This window comes from Sorangium sp. So ce321 (assembly GCF_051530195.1).
Lineage (GTDB): Bacteria > Myxococcota_A > Polyangia > Polyangiales > Polyangiaceae > Sorangium.
Map to the genome: position 1 here is coordinate 11133458 of NZ_CP150329.1, position 17486 is coordinate 11150943.

16 protein-coding genes are annotated in these 17486 nt (G+C 71.1%); 5 read left to right on the plus strand and 11 right to left on the minus strand.

The annotated features are described in order from the left end of the window. Positions 1–37 precede the first annotated feature (37 nt). From WME89_RS41230 to WME89_RS41255, 6 genes are all read right to left on the minus strand, one after another. Positions 38–1066, minus strand: coding sequence for a hypothetical protein (locus WME89_RS41230; RefSeq protein WP_438005065.1), 1029 nt, complete (start codon positions 1064–1066; stop codon positions 38–40). Next, positions 1063–1470, minus strand: coding sequence for a hypothetical protein (locus tag WME89_RS41235; protein ID WP_438005066.1), 408 nt, complete (start codon positions 1468–1470; stop codon positions 1063–1065). Before WME89_RS41235 ends, WME89_RS41230 begins: the two co-directional genes overlap by 4 nt. Positions 1471–1967: 497 nt before the next feature. Continuing rightward, entirely contained in the window at positions 1968–2774 is an 807-nt protein-coding gene (locus WME89_RS41240) for an ABC transporter permease (protein WP_438005067.1), read from the minus strand. Between the two features lie 41 nt (positions 2775–2815). Beyond that, a complete protein-coding gene (locus WME89_RS41245; protein WP_438005068.1) occupies positions 2816–3628 on the minus strand; it encodes an ABC transporter permease in 813 nt (270 codons plus the stop codon). After that, positions 3625–4629, minus strand: a complete 1005-nt coding sequence (locus tag WME89_RS41250) for an ABC transporter ATP-binding protein (protein WP_438005069.1) — start codon at positions 4627–4629, stop codon at positions 3625–3627. The genes WME89_RS41245 and WME89_RS41250 overlap by 4 nt, the downstream gene beginning before the upstream one ends. Positions 4630–4675: 46 nt before the next feature. Continuing rightward, positions 4676–5542 (minus strand): NmrA family NAD(P)-binding protein, encoded by an 867-nt coding sequence (locus WME89_RS41255; RefSeq protein ID WP_438005070.1) that lies wholly within the window; start codon positions 5540–5542, stop codon positions 4676–4678. Between the two features lie 123 nt (positions 5543–5665). Between WME89_RS41255 and WME89_RS41260 the strand changes: the two genes are divergently transcribed. Further along, on the plus strand, positions 5666–6604 hold the full coding sequence (locus tag WME89_RS41260) for a LysR family transcriptional regulator (RefSeq protein WP_438005071.1): 939 nt from the start codon (positions 5666–5668) through the stop codon (positions 6602–6604). Between the two features lie 67 nt (positions 6605–6671). Here the strand turns inward: WME89_RS41260 and WME89_RS41265 are convergent, their stop codons facing one another. Next, the gene (locus WME89_RS41265; RefSeq protein WP_438005072.1) at positions 6672–7118 is read right to left on the minus strand and encodes a hypothetical protein; all 447 of its coding nucleotides are present in this window, start codon (positions 7116–7118) and stop codon (positions 6672–6674) included. A 10-nt stretch (positions 7119–7128) separates the two neighbouring features. Further along, on the minus strand, positions 7129–7461 hold the full coding sequence (locus tag WME89_RS41270; protein ID WP_437659132.1) for a carboxymuconolactone decarboxylase family protein: 333 nt from the start codon (positions 7459–7461) through the stop codon (positions 7129–7131). 287 nt (positions 7462–7748) lie between these two features. On the opposite strand from WME89_RS41270, the gene WME89_RS41275 reads away from it, so the two are divergent. The 4 genes from WME89_RS41275 (at position 7749) to WME89_RS41290 (ending at position 13494) form a co-directional block, all read left to right on the plus strand. Next, on the plus strand, positions 7749–8732 hold the full coding sequence (locus tag WME89_RS41275) for a phosphotransferase family protein (protein ID WP_438005073.1): 984 nt from the start codon (positions 7749–7751) through the stop codon (positions 8730–8732). Positions 8733–9188: 456 nt separating this feature from the next. Beyond that, positions 9189–10163: an NAD(P)-dependent alcohol dehydrogenase gene (locus tag WME89_RS41280; RefSeq protein ID WP_438005074.1), complete on the plus strand. Its 975-nt coding sequence runs from the start codon at positions 9189–9191 to the stop codon at positions 10161–10163. Positions 10164–10568: 405 nt separating this feature from the next. Next, positions 10569–11342, plus strand: a complete 774-nt coding sequence (locus tag WME89_RS41285; protein ID WP_438005075.1) for a glutathione S-transferase family protein — start codon at positions 10569–10571, stop codon at positions 11340–11342. A 127-nt stretch (positions 11343–11469) separates the two neighbouring features. Then, entirely contained in the window at positions 11470–13494 is a 2025-nt protein-coding gene (locus WME89_RS41290; RefSeq protein WP_438005076.1) for a bifunctional serine/threonine-protein kinase/formylglycine-generating enzyme family protein, read from the plus strand. 6 nt (positions 13495–13500) lie between these two features. Here WME89_RS41290 and WME89_RS41295 read toward each other — a convergent pair whose 3' ends face one another. From WME89_RS41295 to WME89_RS41305, 3 genes are all read right to left on the minus strand, one after another. Continuing rightward, positions 13501–14769 carry a sigma 54-interacting transcriptional regulator gene (locus tag WME89_RS41295; RefSeq protein WP_438005077.1) on the minus strand — a complete coding sequence of 423 codons (1269 nt, stop codon included), beginning with the start codon at positions 14767–14769 and terminating at the stop codon, positions 13501–13503. Between the two features lie 110 nt (positions 14770–14879). After that, positions 14880–15884 (minus strand): hypothetical protein, encoded by a 1005-nt coding sequence (locus WME89_RS41300; RefSeq protein ID WP_438005078.1) that lies wholly within the window; start codon positions 15882–15884, stop codon positions 14880–14882. 191 nt (positions 15885–16075) lie between these two features. Further along, on the minus strand, positions 16076–17032 hold the full coding sequence (locus tag WME89_RS41305) for a hypothetical protein (RefSeq protein WP_438005079.1): 957 nt from the start codon (positions 17030–17032) through the stop codon (positions 16076–16078). Positions 17033–17486: the final 454 nt, after the last annotated feature.

Below are 17486 nucleotides of genomic sequence, written 5' to 3' on the forward strand. Positions count from 1 at the left end.
AAGGGGGCGCAGGCCGGCTCATGCCCAAGGCTGGCCGTTACAGTCGAGCGAGCCGTCCATCTTCGAGCAGCACCCAGGGAGCCGAAGGCGAGTACGCCTCGGTCCCGGCCAGGGGTAGGCTCGGCGCATCCGTGAGCTGCTCGAGTCCCTGTTCTCGGAGTCGCATGCCACGCTCGGTGAGGCGATACACCTCCGAGAGCATGGGGTAGCCAGCGTTAGGAGGCTTCGGGCCAGGCGCACGCTCTACGAATGCGCTCGAACTATGGTCCGCCCAGTGCTCTAGCCGGCGTGGTAGGAACAGGTCGCCTGTGCAGAACAGGAGGTGCCAGAGGTTCATTTGAATTTCCGATTCGTGAGCGACCAAGGCCAATGGAGTTTTCCACTCCGTCGAGAGGAGGCCAAAAATGAGCTCGTCGAATCGGCTGAGGCGTAAGGCTCCTTCCGAAGTTCTCCTTGGAAAGAAACACGAGAGAAGCGTCCACAAGGGGGCAAGTTCTGGAAACCCTTCGACACCGCGGAGGCAGCTCTCGACGAATGGCAAGGGGTTCTCATCGACGTAATTGGCCCAGAGGCGAACGGCGCGATCGTAGCGTTCACGCGGCCAGGGACGCGCCTTTTCGAGATGCTCCAGAAGAACCGCGTCAGGGTGGTGGTCCACCGATGAGCAGCAATTGAACGGCGGCAGTGGTTCGTCGGGGGTCCCTGAGGACGGCACTGGCTCAAACTCAAGGATGAGGACGTCCTGACACGCGATTCCCATGTCGTTTAACCAGCTGCACGTCTTCCAGAGGTTCACTCGCTCGTCGAGTCTCGACGACACCCACACGACAATGGGCGGCTGCCAGCGCACCTCTGACAAGTAGACATCCCACTTTTCGGGCGAGTTCCACCATGCCTGTCGCATCCGAGCGTGCTCCGCGACATCCCGAAGGCTCGGTCCGACGAGGAGGCAATCGCACGCACGCGCCACGTTGGTCGCACCGATGCGCTCAAGGCGCTCGGCCGTCATTGTTCCGAAGGCGACGTGCGTCGCACCCAGAAGTGCGGGAAGGTTCGTCATGTTCATTCAAATCCACATTTGTAGCAATCGGTGTAGCGATAAGGAATTTTTGCAAGACAGTCTTCTTGACAGGCCCTGCAAAGGGTCGTGCCCCATCGATCCACCAGACGCGTGCAAGATCCACCCTTATCCTGGCAATCGACGAACATGTCTGTACATGTCTTACTTGGTGAACAGGACCCCGCCATCTCAAGCTGTGCACTGCCCACTTCTTCGTTTTCCGGCTCGTCATCTGCGCCGTTGCTCGGATAGTCTCCCGCTCCTACGGATTCTGTCGGGATTTCGTCACCCGCGCCTCCCGGCTCCTCCGTGTCGCAGGTGTAGGACAAGTCGCATGCCGAAGCGAGCACCATCACGAGACCGCTGTACAGTACGATCGTGCTCGCCTTCGCCGTTAAGCCGTACTCCATGTCTTCCTCCCCTTCTGGATGAGCGCATCCGATCTCCCAGCAGAGAGGCGGCGTCAACAGGTGACCTGGACTACGTTACGTTCATGCAGTCCTTGCGCATGGGAGCCGGAGCGCGACATGCCGCGCGAGTGATCGAGGCGTTCGGCAGCGAGCTCGGCGGCATCTCGTCGACACCGCTGGTTCGCTACGTCCGCCGCGGATCGACCGGCGGCTCCGGCCCTGATTACCGGTAGCTCCCCGGGTTCGCCACGCCGTGTGACCTGCGTGTGCCCCCCGACGTCACGGCACGGGGCTCCACGAGAGGGATTCCGGGTATACGAGAGGAATCGAGCCATCGATGGCCTCTGGCACCGTTCCGACGCGTCCGACTCGGCGTTTGCCGTATCTCTCGCGCACGCGGCCCTCAGATTCAGCTCCGGGTTCGAGATTGTGCCGCTCTCCTCCCCCACCCCGCGCGACGCCCCCTCTCCGGGTGCCGCCCCCTTGGCCCCGTCCCGCTACGACCCGGTGGACTGGTATCTCCGCTCGCCGAAGCGCCAGATGCGCAGCGACACGAGCAGGAACACCACCCCCACGGCCGGCGACGCCCACCGCGCCGCCTCGGGCAGCGCCGGCACCGTGGGCCGCTCGAGCAGCGCCCCCGCCGGGATGTAGCTCACGAACGCCAGCGGCACGACGAACGTGAAGAACCGCCTGAACCAGTCTCGGTACAGGGTCAGCGGGTACTGCGCCGCTTCCGTGCCGCCGTAGGTCAGCGTGTTCATGATCTCGAGCGACTCGACCGTCCAGAAGCACAGCGTCGCCTGGAGCACGAGCAGCCCGTAGAAAACGCAGGCGCCGCCGCCGACCGCGCCCGCGAGCAGCGCCACCTTGGCCGCCGTCCACCCGACCTCCAGCGCGGCGCCAGCCCAGAAGAGCATCACGACGCCGACGGCGAGCCGCCCGGCGCGCAGGAACTGGAACTCCCGCGTCGCCACCTGGAACGCCGTGGAGCGCGGGCGGAGCAGGAGCCGGTCGAAATCGCCGGATTTCACCAGCGCGGAGAAGGTGTCGAATCCACGGCCGAACGACTCGGCCAGCGCGAACGAGACGTTGACGAGCCCGAACAGGAGCGCCACCTCCGCGAAGCGCCACCCCCGCACCGCGCCGAACCGGTCGAACAGCGCCCACACCCCGAGGAGCTCGATGCCCACCGTGATGAACTGGCCGACAGACCACATCGCGAACGAAGCGCGATACTGCATCTGCGACCGCAGCGACGCGGCGGCGAGCCGGAGGTAGAGCCTTGTTGCGTCGCGCGGCATCTCGCCTCTTCCTCCCTCGCTCCTCGCCTGTTCCCCGCCGCTCAGCCGCCCTGCACCACGAGCCGCCGCAAGCCGCGCGCGACCATCGCGCGGCCGATCATCACGAACACCGCCGTCCACAGCGCCTGGTGCAGCAGCACGCCCGGGAGCGCCCCCGCGGGCAGGTGGCCGAGGTAGAGCCGGAACGGCGCGTCCATCATGCCGCGGAACGGCAGCGCGTCGAGCCAGGGCTGCATCCACCCCGGGAAGAGCGGCAGCGGCACGACCATGCCCGAGGCGATGAGGACCACCGACGGCACGATCCGCGCGATACCATCGCCGGACGTCGTCCACAGCATCGTCGACGTCACCGCCGTCGCGAAGGCGCCGACGAGCGCCGCCGCGCCGACCATCGCCGCCGCCCACGCGCCGGCGGCGGCGAGCGACGGCGGCAGCGACATGCCGAGGAACGGCACGGCGACAGCGGCCATCGGGACCGCGCGCAGGACCGTCGGCGCGACGCGCGAGGCGAGCGCCCGGGTGAGCCACATCGCGTGGAGATCGAGCGGGCGCGCGAGCTCGTACCCCACCGCGCCGGTGCGGATCTGCTCGCGCACCTCGGGGTCGGGGTTCGTCGAGAAAGGCATCAGCTGGAAGAACGCCTGGCCGAGCCACGTGTACGTGACCGCCTGCCCGAACGCCATCGGCAGCGGCGCGCCCGCCGCGGCGTTCGCGTAGAACGCCTCGAGCACCATCACCTTGATCAGCCCCCAGAAGAGCTGCGTGGCGAACCCGGCGGCGGCCGCCGCGCGGTACTGCAAGAGCGCGCGGAAGCGCGCGCGAAACAGGGCGTGATAAGCGAGGATCGCGCTCACGGCCGCGCGCGCGCCCCGTCGCCGTCGCCCTCGCCGTAGAGCCGCGCCACGATCTCGTCGATGGGCGGGTTCTGCACGAGGAGGTCGCGCACCGGGTAGCGGGCGGTGACGCGCCCGACGAGCTCCGCCGTCGAGATCGCCGCCGGGTCGAAGCGCAGCGTCACGCGGTCGCCCTCGCGGCGGATCACCTCGGCGTGCGGCTCGGCGATCTCCGCCGCGGGGTCCGTGAGGTCCACGATGAGCCAGCGCTCGGCGGTGACCTGCGCGCGCAGCGCCTCGAGCGAGCCGTCCGAGAGCACCCGCCCGCCGGCGATGAGGATGACGCGCGAGCAAAGGGCCTCGATGTCGTCCATGTCGTGCGTCGTCAGGATCACCGTGACGCCGCGCTCGCGGTTCAGCCGCTGGACGAAGCGCCGCACCGCGAGCTTCGAGACAGCGTCGAGGCCGATCGTGGGCTCGTCGAGGAAGAGCAGCTCGGGCGCGTGGAGCAGCGCGGCCGCGAGATCGCAGCGCATCCGCTGGCCGAGGCTCAGCTGCCGCACCGGCGTGTCGAGCAGCGGCGCGAGGTCGAGCATCGCGACGAGCTCGTCGCGCGCGCGGGCGTAATCGGCCGCGCCGACGCGGTAGATGTCCCGGAGCAGCTCGAACGAGTCGATGACCGGCAGGTCCCAGAGCAGCTGGGTGCGCTGGCCGAAGACGACCCCGAGCCGCTGCACGTGCGCGACGCGATCGCGCCACGGGACGCGGCCGGCCACCTCGCAGCGCCCCGAGTCCGGCACGAGGACGCCCGCGAGGATCTTGACCGTGGTCGACTTGCCGGCGCCGTTCGGCCCGATGTACCCGACGAGCTCGCCCCGCTCGAGCGAGAACGAGACGCCCGCGAGCGCGTCGACGGCGCGGTAGCGCGGGCGCACGAGCCCGGCGACCGCGCCCCACGCGCCCTGCCGGCGCTCGGCCACCCGGTACGCTTTGCGGAGGTCCTCGACGACGATCAGCGGCATGACGGCGAGCGCCCCAGGGGCCGCGCGGGAGCATACAGGATGTCGGTCAGGCGGCCAGCGCCGCGAACGCGGCCTCCGCGCCGACCTTGCCGCGCACCACCGCGCCGTCCCGCCGCTCGAAATCGACGTGGCCGGTGTGGAGCGACTCGTACAGCTCGCGGTAGAGCGCCGCCATCGGCGCCGACACGCCGAACGACGTCAGGACCGGCGCCACTTGCTCCAGCGGCAGCGGCACCACGTGCGCCTCCCTGCCGAGGAGGACCTTGCCGAGCGCGCGCGCGATCGCCTCGGGGGTGTAGTCCTCCGGCCCGGCGAGCTCGATGACCCGCCGGCCCGCCGGCCCCGCGAGGAGCCGCTCCGCCGCGACCCGGCCGATGTCCTCGGTCGCGACCATCGGGAAGGCGCGCCCCGGCTGGAGGAAGCTCGGGAGCACGCCGTCGCCCTTCACGGCCGCGAACACCGAGCGCCAGTTCTCGAGAAAATACGCAGGCCGGATGAACGTGACGTCCCGCGCCACAGCAGAGAGCCTCTCCTCGGCGTGGTGCACCGACACGATCGGCCCTGTCCGCTCCGCGTGGTGCGCCGCGATCGACGAGAGGAACACGACATGAGGCACCGCGCTCGCCGCGACCGCCCGCGCCATCGCGTCGACCTGGGACCTGCTCTCCCCGAGGGGATCGGTCGAGGCGACCGACGTCGGGCTCAGCAGATACGCGCCCTTCACGCCCTCGAGCGCCCGCGCGACCGCCGCCGCGTCGTCGAGCTGCGCGACAGCGACGTCAGCCCCCTTCGCCTCCCACGCCTGCCCCTTCGCGGCGTCGCGAACGATGACCCGCACCTTCTCCCCGGCGGCGAGCAGCTCGCGCGCGACAACAGACCCGGTGTTCCCAGTGACCCCAGCGATAGCGAACATGGATGTCTCCCTTCGAGCGGTGATGCGCGGCCTCTCCCCCTGCGGGCCTCGCCGCGCGCTCGATGTGAGGATGTTTTGCGCTTTGTCCGGTCAGTCATCCAATGCATGATTGCGATACGCATCATGACTGCGGCGCATCTTTCCCGGATCGACCTCAACCTGCTCGTCGCCCTGGACGCGCTCCTCCGCGAGGCGCACGTGACCCGCGCCGCCGCGCGGATCGGCCTCACCCAGTCGGCCATGAGCCGGTCGCTCGCGCGGCTTCGGGACGTGCTCGGCGACCCGCTGCTCGTGCGCACCGGCCGCGGGATGCGCCTCACGCCCCGCGCCGAGCGGCTCGCCCCGGCGCTCGGGCGCGTCCTCGCCGAGATCGCCGCCGTCCTCGGCGACGCGCCCCGGTTCGACCCGGCCACGGCCGCGCGCACCTTCACGATGAGCTCCGCGGACTTCGGTGAGGCGCTCCTCCTGCCGCCGCTGGTCGAGCGGCTGACCCGCGAGGCGCCGGCCGTCGACGTCGACGCCCGGGGGTCCTTGCTGGATACGTTCGGTGCGCTCGAGGCGGGGGAGCTCGATTTCGCGTTGCTGGCGCAGATGCCGACGAGGCCCGCCATCGTCTGGACACCGCTGTTCCCGGAGCGCTTCGTGTGCCTCGTCCGCGAGGGGCACCCGGCGGCCTCGCGCAAGCTGACGGCGGAGCAGTTCGCCGCGATACCGCAGGTGCTCGTCTCGCCCGGGGGCAGGCCGGGGAGCATCATCGACGACGTGCTCGCCGGGATGGGCCTGCGGCGCCGCGTGGCGGTCCGGGTGGCGAGCTTCATCGCCGCGCCGGAGATCGTGGCGAGCTCGGACCTGATGGTGACGCTGCCCGAGCGGATCGCCGCGAGGGCGCAGCGCCACCTGCCGCTGCGCGCGATGGAGCTCCCGTTCAAGCTGAAGGGGTTCACGCTGTCGCTCGCGTGGCACGAGCGGATGCGGCAGGACCCAGGCCACGCCTGGTTCCGCGCGCTGGCCGTGTCGGTCGGGCAGGAGCTGAAGCGGCGGCGGGCGGCGGAGCGGGGCTAGCGGCTCCGGCGCGGCGGGCGGGCGCCCGCTCACCGCGAGGCGCCGAGGCCGGACCGGGCCGGTCGCATCAATCCCGGATATAGACGCTGAGCCCCTCGAGCTTCGCCGAGCTGCCCTTGTCCGCGAGCCTCGCCACCACCCGGATGGCGTCGCTCCCGCCGGCGGGGACCTCCATCGCGCAGCTGCCGTTCAGGTGGGTGGCGCTCGAGCCGCACCCGGCGTCGCCCTCCAGCTCGAACCCGTCGCACGCCATCGCGCCGACCGGCGCGCCGCCGCGGAGCAGGGTCACCTCGACGCGCACATGGTTTGGGCCGCTGTGCTCGTAGCTGTCGGCGTGCACCGGGAACTCCAGCTTCTTTCCCGCCGGGAAGGAGAGCGCCTTCTCCACGGGGGTGTCGAAGCCCGGCAGATCGACCTGGCCCGCCGTCGGGCCGAGGCAGCTCAGGACGAGGGCGCCGACCCCGAGCGCCCCCACGACGGCGCGCGTCCGGCCCCGGCTCGCGGTGGTCCTCATGCGCCGCGCCTCACCCGCCGGGCTCCTCGAGGACATCGAGGACATCGCGCACCCAGGAGTAGACGGCGACCGTGCCGGGCAGGCCGAGCGCCGCGGCCGAGATCGCGACGACCTGCTCGATCTCCTCGGGCGATATCCCCATGGCGAGGGCCTTGCGCACGCTCGAGTGGACGGCGCCTTCGCTCATCGCGCCGCACGCGAACGCGAGCTTCAGGAGGCGGACCGTCTTGTCGGGCAGGGGGCCCTCCGCGCCGGCCTCGCCGAGGAGCGCCCAGGCCTCGCCGAGCTTGGGGAAGCGGCGGATGAACTCCTTGTGGGTTTCCGGGGGGTCGGGCATCTGCATGGTGGAACGCTCCTCTCCAGGAGAACGAGGTGGTGTCGGGGAACGACGTTTCCCGCGAAGGATGTTCCAGCCGCCCGGGCTCCGCCAGGTGTCCATTCTTCATCTTTCGCGCGACGCGCGAGATCGAGATCGCCGCCGCGGCCGGCGCGCGGCTCGCGGAGGCCGGCGCGCGGCTCGCGGAGGCCCGCGCCGGGAAGCCACCGGCTACGTCCGTGCTCGCCGGGGCCGCGCGGGCCGCTTCCGCGATGGCGGCCCTCACGCGCTCGGGTTAGGTTGCTCGCCGCCTCATGCCGACCGATCCGAGCGCGCCCGCGGGCGACCAACCCCTCTTCCCGCCGTTCGACGGCCCCCGCGCGTTCGACCGGATCCGCGCCGATCTCCAGGCCTTTCGCCCGGCGATCCTCGCTGTGTGCGCGCGCCACGGCCTCTCCACGGGCGGGCTCTCCGCGTTCGCGCGCGGGACCAACGTCGTTGTCGCGAACGACGCCGGTCAGATCATCAAGCTGTATCCGCCCTTCCTGCGGCACCAGTTCGAGGCCGAGCGCCTCTCGCTCGCGCGCTTCCACGGGAACATCCCCGCGGCCACGCCGGAGCTCCTCTGGCAAGCGGAGCTCGACGGGTGGCCCTATCTCGTGATGTCGCGCCTCTCGGGAAGCACCCTGGAAGAGGCGTGGCCCGCGATGGTCGGCGCGGAGCGGGCCGAGGCGCTCGCCCGCATCGGCGAGATCATGAGGGCTGCCCACGCGCTGCCCACCGGCGGGCTGGAGGGCATCGACCTCGGCTGGGACGCCTTCGTGGAGCGCCAGATCGCCGGGTGCGAGGGCCGGCACCGGCGCATGGGCTTGCCCGAGCACCTGGTGTCCCAGATCCCGTCCTACCTGGAGTCTGCCCGCCCTCTGCTCCCGAGGTCCGTGGTCCCGGTCCTCTTGACCGGGGAGTACACGCCGGAGAACCTCCTCGGCACGCGGACGGACGAGGGGTGGCGTGTCACCGGCATGATCGACTTCGCGGACGCGTGCCTCGGGCCGCGCGAGTACGACCTGCTGGGCCCTTGCCTCTTCCTCGCCGCCGGCAGCGCGGAGCTCCAGCGCGCCCTCCTGGGCTCGTATGGATACGACCTCACCGAGCCGAGCCCGGCGCTGAGCCGCAGGCTCATGGCCCTCGCGCTCTTGCACCGGTACAGCAACCTCAGGTACCAGCTCAGGCTCGACGGCTGGGAGTCCCAGGTCTCGTCGCTCTCCGAGCTGGAGCAGCGGATATGGCCGCTATAGTACCTCGTCGCCCAGCGACGAATTTGCGGTGGCGAACCGGTACGATCCGTGAGCTCCGCCGGGGTTTCAGAGGGCGTGAGCGCGCCGGGACCAGGTGGCACCAGGCTCCGGAGCGACGCGATTGTCTCCCGTGAGGCCGTGAGGCCGCGTCCGGGCTGCGCGCCTCCCCGGCCTGCTCGGGGATCCTGGCAAGCAGGCGCAACGCCAGCATCCCGGAGCAGGCCGGGGGGGAAACTTGCTGGCCCCGTCGTACAACGTCCTGGAGGCGTCGCCACTGTGCTCTTGCAACCGGCTCCCCGGCCCCTGGTCAACCGACGAGCAGCAAGCTCGCCGGGTCGAGCGGAATCGACCTCACCGAGGCGCGCCGCATCGTCTCGCTGGCGCGCCGGTGGGCGGACCGCAGCGCCCTGGAACGCGCGCGCTCGTCGCATCAACAGCTGACCTCGGAGGGATCACGTGAGAGCGGTTGTGCACACAGAGTACGGATCGCCGGACGTTCTTGAGCTCAAGGAAGTAGAAAAACCCGTCCCCGGGGACAATGAGGTTCTGGTAAAAGTACACGCCACGACGGTGACTGCCACGGAAACCGAGATGCGGAGGGGCAAACCAGCGTGGGGCAGGGTCATCCTCGGCCTCACGAAGCCGAAAAGAAAAGTACTGGGGCTCGATTTCTCCGGGGAGATCGAATCAGCAGGAAAGGAAGTGAAGCGATTCAGACAAGGCGATCAGGTCTATGGATTCACCGGCTTCGGGCTCGGCGCCAACGCCGAGTACGTTCGCATGCCCGAAGCGGGGTCGCTGGTGGCAAAGCCGGCCAACATGACCTACGAGGAAGCCGCCGCCGTGGTTGACGGGGCATCGACCGCGCTGTTCTTTCTCCGGGACAAGGCGAACATCCAGAGAGGACAACGGGTCCTCATCCATGGCGCCTCGGGCAGCATCGGCACCTTTGCGGTGCAGATCGCGAAGCACTTCGGGGCGGAAGTCATCGGCGTATGCAGCACCACGAACGTGGAGCTGGTGAGATCCCTGGGAGCCGACAAGGTCATCGATTACACCAAGGAAGATTTCGCCAGAAGCGGCGAGACGTACGACGTCATCTTCGACACCGTGGGCAGGTGCTCGTTCTCGGACTGCAAGAGCGCGCTGAGGCCGAGAGGGCTCTACCTGACAACCGTCGTTTCGCCGCGTTTCCTCCTTCAGATGGGATGGACATGGCTGACGGGTGGCAGGAAGGCCGCGACCGCGATGTCGGTCGAGAAGACCGAGGGGCTGACCTTCCTCAAAGAGCTCATCGAGACGGGGAAGCTGAGGCCGGTCATCGACAGGAGTTATCCGCTGGAACAGATCGTCGAGGCCCACCGGTACGTCGAAACGGGACGCAAGAAGGGGAACGTGGTCATCACCGTGACATCCGACAACAGGAACTGAAGAAGCGCCGGATCCGGGGCGGGCTCAGCCCGTGATGGCCATGGTGACCGCGGCCTCGGCGTTCACCCGGCCGAAGCCGTGATACTTGCTGTAGGATCCGATTCTGGACCAAGACGCTGCCGCTCCTTGGAGTGCGAGATCTTGGAACACGGGACGAGAGCGGCGATGTAACCTGGCGGTTCGTGGCATAGAGTTGAAGTGCGCCAGGCTGCCGAAATCTCGAATGAACCACCATGTGCTCGTCGACGGGGCGCTCCGCGGCGAGCTGCAGGCGCGGGCCACGGATCCGCGGCGGTGGGACGACACGCAGCGGGGGCTCGCGGCGGCGGGCTCGCGGCGGCGATCGACGCGGGGTCGGCCGGTGCCGCTTGAAAGGCGAGGCCGCCTCGGGGCAGCATCGGGCGCATGAATCCTATCGAGTTCGTCGACGTCGCGACAGCGAAGGCGGCCCGCGGCGTCCGCTTGGTCGCCACGGGGATGGTTCCGAGCCCCTGGTCGGAGGCCGCGAAGGGGCTGTTCCGGCTCCAGGGCGTGCCGGTGCGCGTGGTGCGGTTCTCGCGGGACGACGCGGAGCTCGCGGCGTGGGTCCGCGCTGACAACGTGCCTGTCGTCTTCCACGACGACGAGCCCCCGCGCGTCCACTGGGCCGCCATCACGACCCTCGCCGCCCGCCTCGGCCCGCCGGGCGCCCTGCTCCCCGACGACCTCGATCACCGCGTCCGCACCGTCGGCCTGCTCCACGAGATCGCAGGCGAGGAGGGCCTCGGCTGGAACGCGCGCCTCTTCATGATCCACGCCTCGGTGACGAGCGAGGGCAAGCGCGGCTTTCCGCTGCCCATCGCGCGCCACCTCGCGGCCCGCTACGGCTACTCCCCCGCGATCGACCTCGACCGCGTGCGCGCCCGCATCACCACCACGCTCGCCGCCCTCGCCGCCCGCCTCGACGGAGGCCGCGACTACCTCGACGGCGATCGCCCGAACGCGCTCGACGTCTACGCCGCCACCTTCCTGACCCCGCTCTGCCCGATCCCGGAGAGCGACTGCCCCCGCCTCCAGCCTCTGCTCCGCCAGGCCTTCGGGACCGCGCGCGAGGAGGTGGGCGACGCGGTGCCGCGGGCGCTCCTCGAGCACCGGAGCCGGATGTACGAGCGCCACCTCGGCTGGCCGATCGAGATCTGACGGCATGGGCACCCATCCAGGGGTCGCTCCGCTCGCATCGATGAGCCGTCGAGCTCCCGCGTGACGGCAGGCTCCGCCGGCCGCGGTGCAGCCGCTGGCGCGCCGGTGGTACCATCGCCCGGTCCTCGTGGAGCTCCGACCCGACGCCGTCATCGCGGACAAGCTGCACCTCCTGAGGCCTCTCGGGCAGGGCGGGATGGGGGTCGTGTGGGCGGCGCGGCACCTCGCCCTCGACACCGACGTCGCGGTGAAGTTCATCCGGCCCGAGCGGGTGGCCGGCAACCCTGCCCTCGTCGCGCGCTTCCACCGGGAGGCGAGGGCCACGGCGCGGATCGCGCACCCCCACGTGGTGCAGGTCATGGATTACGGCGCCGTCGACGGGGCCGTGCCGTACCTCGTGATGGAGCTCCTGCGCGGGTTCTCGCTCGCCGAGCTCCTCGAGCGCGGCGGCCGCCTCAGCTTCGCCACCGCGAGGTCGCTCGTGCAGCAGGTGGGGAGCGCGCTCGAGAGCGCCCACGAGCGCGGCATCGTGCACCGCGACATCAAGCCCCACAACGTCTTCATCACGGAGGGGAGCAAAGAATACCCGCTCTTCGTCAAGGTGCTCGACTTCGGCGTCGCGAAGCTGGCGGGCGACGCGGCGGTGCCGGCGGCGAGCCCCGCGCTCACCGAGACCGGGATGGTGATCGGATCGGCCCCCTACATGAGCCCCGAGCAGCTCGAGGGGAGCAAGGACGTCGATCTCCGCTCGGATCTCTGGTCGCTCGGCGTCATCCTCTACGAGACGCTGACCGGCGCGCAGCCGTTCCAGGGCAGCTCGTTCGTCGCCGTGGGCGCGGCGGTCCTGAAGGGGAAGTTCCGCCCCGTCACCGAGCAGCGGCAGGACCTGCCGGCCTCGATCGACGACTGGTTCGCCAAGGCGCTCTCCGTCGATCCGAGCTGCAGATTCCAGTCGGCGCGCGAGATGGTCGAGGCGCTCCTGGGCCTGGAGGCCAGGAGCGTGGAGATCGTGGAGATCGACGCGCCCCCTGGCCGCCATCACCCTGCCGCGTTCGCCACGACCGTGGCCGCGCCGGTCGATCTCCGGGGCGCCCCCCACGGCCCGGGCGAGCTCGCGAGAGAGCCTGTGGCCTCAGGCGCGCTCGCGACCTCGGGCGCGCTCGCGGGCGCCCCTGCGACGGCGGGCTCTCTCCATGACTCCGCGGCCGGCCACACCGTGCTCCACCCGCTCGCCGCGGAGCGGCCCGCGGCGCGGGGCCCCTCGGGCGCGCGCGCCAGGCGCCTCCGGCGCGCCGTGCCGCTCGCCGCCGCCGCGTGCGCGGCGGGCGCGGGGGTGTACCTCTCCCTGCGCGCGCCGCCGGCCCGATCGGGCGGCTGCCCCGGCGGCATGGTGCTCATCGAAGGCGCCGAGTTCCAGATGGGCTCCGACGTGGACGCGGAGACGCCCAGCGACGAGACGCCGCGGCACGGCGTGATCGTGGGGTCGTTCTGCCTCGACACCACCGAGGTCACGGTGAAGGCCTACTCGGACTGCGCGTCCTGCGAGCGCCCGCGGCAGACCGTCGAGTCGGAGGGGCTCACGCCGAGCGGCCGCTCCTTCTGGAGCCAGTTCTGCAACGGCCCAGAGGCGCTGGACCACCCCATCAACTGCGTCGATTGGTACCAGGCGAAGGCGTATTGTGCCGCCGCCGGCAAGCGGCTGCCCACCGAGGCGGAGTGGGAGCTCGCGGCGCGCGGCAAGGACGCATGGACCTACCCCTGGGGCCACTCGCCTCCCTCGGGCGAGCGCCTCAACGCCTGCGGGCCGGAGTGCAGCGGGATGCTGACCGAGCGGCTCGAAAAGGTGGGCAAGGGGCCGTGGCCCCGCATGTACAACGACGGCGACGCGGCCCCGGCGACCGCCCCCGTCGGACGATCGCCGGCAGGGAGATCGCCAGTCGGCGCCCTGGACCTGGCCGGCAACGTCTGGGAGTGGACCGAGAGCCACTATTGCCCCTACGGGAGGGACGAGTGCGACGACTCCCGCCGCGTGCTCCGCGGCGGCGGGTGGGACACGGTCGAGAGCCAGTATGTGCGCTCCGCCCACCGCCGCCCGAGCGCTCCCACGGCGCGCGGCTGGAGCATCGGCTTCCGCTGCGCCAGCACCCGGTAGGCGCCATCACGCCTCTTGCTGCGTGCGCTTGAGGAACCGCAGCAGCTTGCCGCGCGAGACGCCGAGCCGCTCCGCGGCCGACGTCACGTTGCCCCCGGCGGCCGCGAGGGCGGCCTCGACGCGCTCCTGCGTGAGCGCGGCCTTCTGGTCGTCCGGCGCCTTCCCCAGCACCTCCTCGAGCGCCCACAGCCGCAGCCCGGGCTCTTGATCGAGGCGGCGCACCGCCGCGAGGGCCGCGTCGAGCCCGCGCACGTTGCTGGGCCACGGATCGAGCAGCAGCCGCTCCATGGCCTCGACCTCGACCGCCTCGGCCGGGAGCGCGACGCCCGCGCGCCGCGCGAGCTCGCACGCCACGCTGAAGAGGTCCTCGCGCCGCTCGCGGAGCGCCGGCACGTGGATGCGCGCCATCGCGAGCCGCGCGAACAGGTCGCGCCGGAACGCCCCGCGCGCCACCATCTCCTCGAGGTCCCGGTGGGTCGCGGCGACGACCAGCACGTTCACGTGGACCGGCCGCTGCGCCCCGACCGGCAGCACCTCGCGGTTCTCCAGGAGCCGCAGGAGCTTCGCCTGGAGATCGAGGTCGAGATCGCCGATCTCGTCGAGGAACAGCGTCCCGCCGTCGTGGGCCACGACGATCCCGGGCGCGGCGCTGCGCGCGTCCGAGAACGCGCCCGCCACGTGACCGAACATCTGCGACTCGAAGACGCCGCGGGCGACGCCGGCCACGTTCACCGCCGCGAACGGCGCCGCGCGCCCGAGCGCCGCCGCCGCGGCGCGCGCGACGAGCTCCTTGCCCACGCCGGTGTCTCCCTCGATGAGCACGTTGCCGGGGCGGCTCCGCGGCAGGCCCGCGAGCGGCTGCGCGACGGCGCGCAGGCCGTACGGGCCGACGAGCCCGCCCACGGGCGGCGCCGGATCGAGCGGGCCGTGGAGCTCCTCGCGGAAGACGAAGAGGATGCGCCCGAGCCTCAGCACCGCGCCGTCGTCGAGCGGCGTGAGGTCGCGCGGCGCGAGCCTCGATCCGTTCACCCACGTGCCGTTGCGCGACCCGACGTCCGCGACGCGCAGCGCGCCGCCGGCGCGATCGATCCGCAGGTGCCTGCCCGAGACCTCCGCGTCGGCGAGGCCGCGCTCGGCGAGCCACGCGCGGCCGATGACGGCCCCGGAGTCGGGCAGCGCGAACGCCATGGGCCGCGGGAAGGCGCACACGAGCGCCGGCCGCCGCCGCCCGGCCTCGGGCCGCACCGGGCTCCGGTGCTCGCTGGTGCTCGGCACGTCCTTGGCCATTCTCCTCGCAGGGTGCCATGCGCCTCCGGAGCGTGGAAGCGCCGCGCCGGGGGCGGCGGCGCCTTCGTTCGCCCGGAGAGGAGCGCAGCGTCAGCGCCTCAGAGAGGCCGCCCGTCGAGCCCGCACATCGGGTCGCCCGGGTTCGTGCACTCGGGCCGCGCGGGCCGGACCTGCGGCTGCGGGCCCGGCGCCGCGGGCCGGGCGAGCGCCTCCCGCAGGCGGTCCAGCGCGCTCTCGTAGGCGCGGAGCGCGCCCTCGTCGGCGCCCGCCGCCCTCGCGCGCGCCGCGGCGACCCGGGCCGTCGCCGTGGCGTCGGTCCGGCGCTCGGCGGCCCAGGCGGCGAGGTCGGCGTGGCGCCGATCGAGCGCCGCGATCCGCTCGCGCGCGTCGAGCCGCGCCTCCAGCGCGTCGAGCGCGTCCCCGAACGCCCGCAGCCGGTCGTGGTCCAGCGCCCGCGGATCGAGGGCCTTCCGCGCCGCCTCGGCGGTCGCGCGCGCCGCCTCGGCGTCGTCGGCGAGGGGCCGGCCGCGCAGCGCCGCGTGGCGCCGGTCGAGGGCCGCGAGCACGGCCGCCCTCGCGCTCTCGCGCTCCTCTGCCAGCGCCGCCTGCGCGTCGCGGAGCCGCCGGGCTTCCTGCTGGAGGCTCGCCACGTGCTGCGCGACCCCGTACGCGGCCGCTGCGCCGCCGCACAGCGCGAGGCCGAGCGCCGCGGCGAGCGCGTGCACCAGGCTGCGGCGTCGGCCCTCGGCGCGCGCGCGGACGACGGCCAGCTCGTGCGCGCGCGCCGCGTTGTCGGCCTCGAGGCGCGCCTTCGCCTCGGCCTCGATGCGCGCTACCTCGAGCGCCGCCCGCGCCCGCGCTTCCGCGCGCGCCTCCGCTTCGGCCTGCTCCTGCTCGCGCCGCGCCCGCGCCTCGGCCTCGGCGGCGGCCCGCGCCGCCTCCGCTGCGCGCCGGCGCGCCTCCGCCTCGCGCTGCTCGCGGGCTTCCTGCTCGCGCGCCCTCGCGCGCTGGAGGTGCTCTTCCCGCACGCGCGCCTCCTCGATCTTCGCGAGCTCCGCGAGCGAGAACGTGACGGACGTGTCGGAGGTATTTCGGGTCATCATCGGCATCGGGCTCCTCTCCGAGCGCCGCCCGTTGCACCCCGTGTGCCGGCGAGATCTGACGCAAATTCGGGGACTTACGGCCGCGATTCAGCCCGGATGCTCGATCGCGATCGCGCCCGGCGCTGCCCGGCGCGATCGCGATCGCGATCGCGCGGCGGGCTCGGGCCGGAGGGGCGTTCACCCCTCGAAGATCACTTCGCGCACAAAGCTCTGCCCGCCGCGCCGTTCTTGGCGGTCATCGTCCACTGCGCACCAGACCCGGTGGGCTCGTTGATCAGCACACCATCGGTATAGTTGTTGTAGTTGAACGGGCCGTTGATGATGGTGAGCCCGCACGCCTTGGTACCCGTGCCCGAGGTGATGGGCTCGGTCTTCGTCTCCCCGGGATCGGAGTCCAAATCGTACGAGTTGAATACTGTTCCTACCGGGAAGTCGACGCACGTAGCGTCGATGCCCGGCGTCGATCCGTCAACGTCACTCGAGAGGAGGTAGCCTTCGACATACCATCCAGTCGTCGGGTGATTGATGTCAGTCGTTGTATACTCGAGCACGCGGGCCCAGTTCCAGCTGTGGTCCCACGCGCCCTCAACGCCGGTGAGGCCGCTGAGGAAGCATTGCCGGCGGTGGTTGGGATCCAGATTGGCGATCTTGACGGGATCTGCCATGCCGTTGGAGTGGTTAACGTTGGCCTCCCAGTGCGCGGTCTGCACGTTCGTGGTGGTGGGGAAGCACGTGGCACGAGCGGCAACAGGGTTGTCGAGCCCCCACGGCGGGGGACCGCCGTCGACGGCGCCTTCGTCCACGATGAGTGAGTTGGTCCCTCCGGTTCTCCTCACGACGGCCCTCGACTCTTTGTCGTGCAAATACCATTGGAAACCCCTGCTGAGATTCCCTGCGACGCCGCTGAGGACGCAGGTGCCATCGGATGTCAGCCCCATGTCCACACTATTCGTACCAAGATTGTTCGACAAGGAAAAGAAAACGAATCCGGTCAACGCGTCTGCGGCGTCGCCCACCATCTCCTCCGCCTCGGCATCGCCCCCCGGGGCGGCGACGCACCCGAGAGAGAGCGCACCCAGGAGCAACGCGGAACTGACGCAGACGAGGTGACGGAGGTTCGAAGCGGTCACGATGGAATTGGTCTTCATTGCATTTCTCTATTTGTTCGGACACCGGAGATGGAATCGAGCGCCGAGCTCGGCAGATGGCGTGCCCCTCGCCTGGAGCGGGCTCCGTCCTGGCTCTGGTCTGCTGAGCTCGCTGCGCTCGGCCGTGCAAGCTCTCACGTTCAGCGTGCACGCCTTGCCGGTCATCGAGTGGACAGCCCCCGGCATTGCCGGCGCACTCTTGTGCCTTGCTACCGTTCGAAGCCGAGATGCTGCCCGGCCAGCGGTGAACTCGCGAGGCAGCTTCCCTGGTGCAGCGAGCATGCCAGCTCCGATCCCTCACGTTCATGCACCTGCAGCGGCGCCGAGCTGGGCTCTCGTGGCGCGGAGACGCCGTGAATGCAGCAAAGGCGAGCACCTCCATCGCACGCCGTCCAGGACCGCGACGCCGTCCGTTTGAGTGAGCTTGCAGATTTGCAGGCACAGTGGCCTGGCA

Bases quoted from the DNA above. Each gene is read 5' to 3' on its own strand.
- WME89_RS41230 (WP_438005065.1), bottom strand. From the start codon at position 1,066: ATGAACATGACGAACCTTCCCGCACTTCTGGGTGCGACGCACGTCGCC.
- WME89_RS41235 (WP_438005066.1), bottom strand. From the start codon at position 1,470: ATGGAGTACGGCTTAACGGCGAAGGCGAGCACGATCGTACTGTACAGC.
- WME89_RS41240 (WP_438005067.1), bottom strand. From the start codon at position 2,774: ATGCCGCGCGACGCAACAAGGCTCTACCTCCGGCTCGCCGCCGCGTCG.
- WME89_RS41250 (WP_438005069.1), bottom strand. From the start codon at position 4,629: ATGCCGCTGATCGTCGTCGAGGACCTCCGCAAAGCGTACCGGGTGGCC.
- WME89_RS41255 (WP_438005070.1), bottom strand. From the start codon at position 5,542: ATGTTCGCTATCGCTGGGGTCACTGGGAACACCGGGTCTGTTGTCGCG.
- WME89_RS41260 (WP_438005071.1), top strand. From the start codon at position 5,666: ATGACTGCGGCGCATCTTTCCCGGATCGACCTCAACCTGCTCGTCGCC.
- WME89_RS41265 (WP_438005072.1), bottom strand. From the start codon at position 7,118: ATGAGGACCACCGCGAGCCGGGGCCGGACGCGCGCCGTCGTGGGGGCG.
- WME89_RS41270 (WP_437659132.1), bottom strand. From the start codon at position 7,461: ATGCAGATGCCCGACCCCCCGGAAACCCACAAGGAGTTCATCCGCCGC.
- WME89_RS41275 (WP_438005073.1), top strand. From the start codon at position 7,749: ATGCCGACCGATCCGAGCGCGCCCGCGGGCGACCAACCCCTCTTCCCG.
- WME89_RS41285 (WP_438005075.1), top strand. From the start codon at position 10,569: ATGAATCCTATCGAGTTCGTCGACGTCGCGACAGCGAAGGCGGCCCGC.
- WME89_RS41300 (WP_438005078.1), bottom strand. From the start codon at position 15,884: ATGATGACCCGAAATACCTCCGACACGTCCGTCACGTTCTCGCTCGCG.
- WME89_RS41305 (WP_438005079.1), bottom strand. From the start codon at position 17,032: ATGAAGACCAATTCCATCGTGACCGCTTCGAACCTCCGTCACCTCGTC.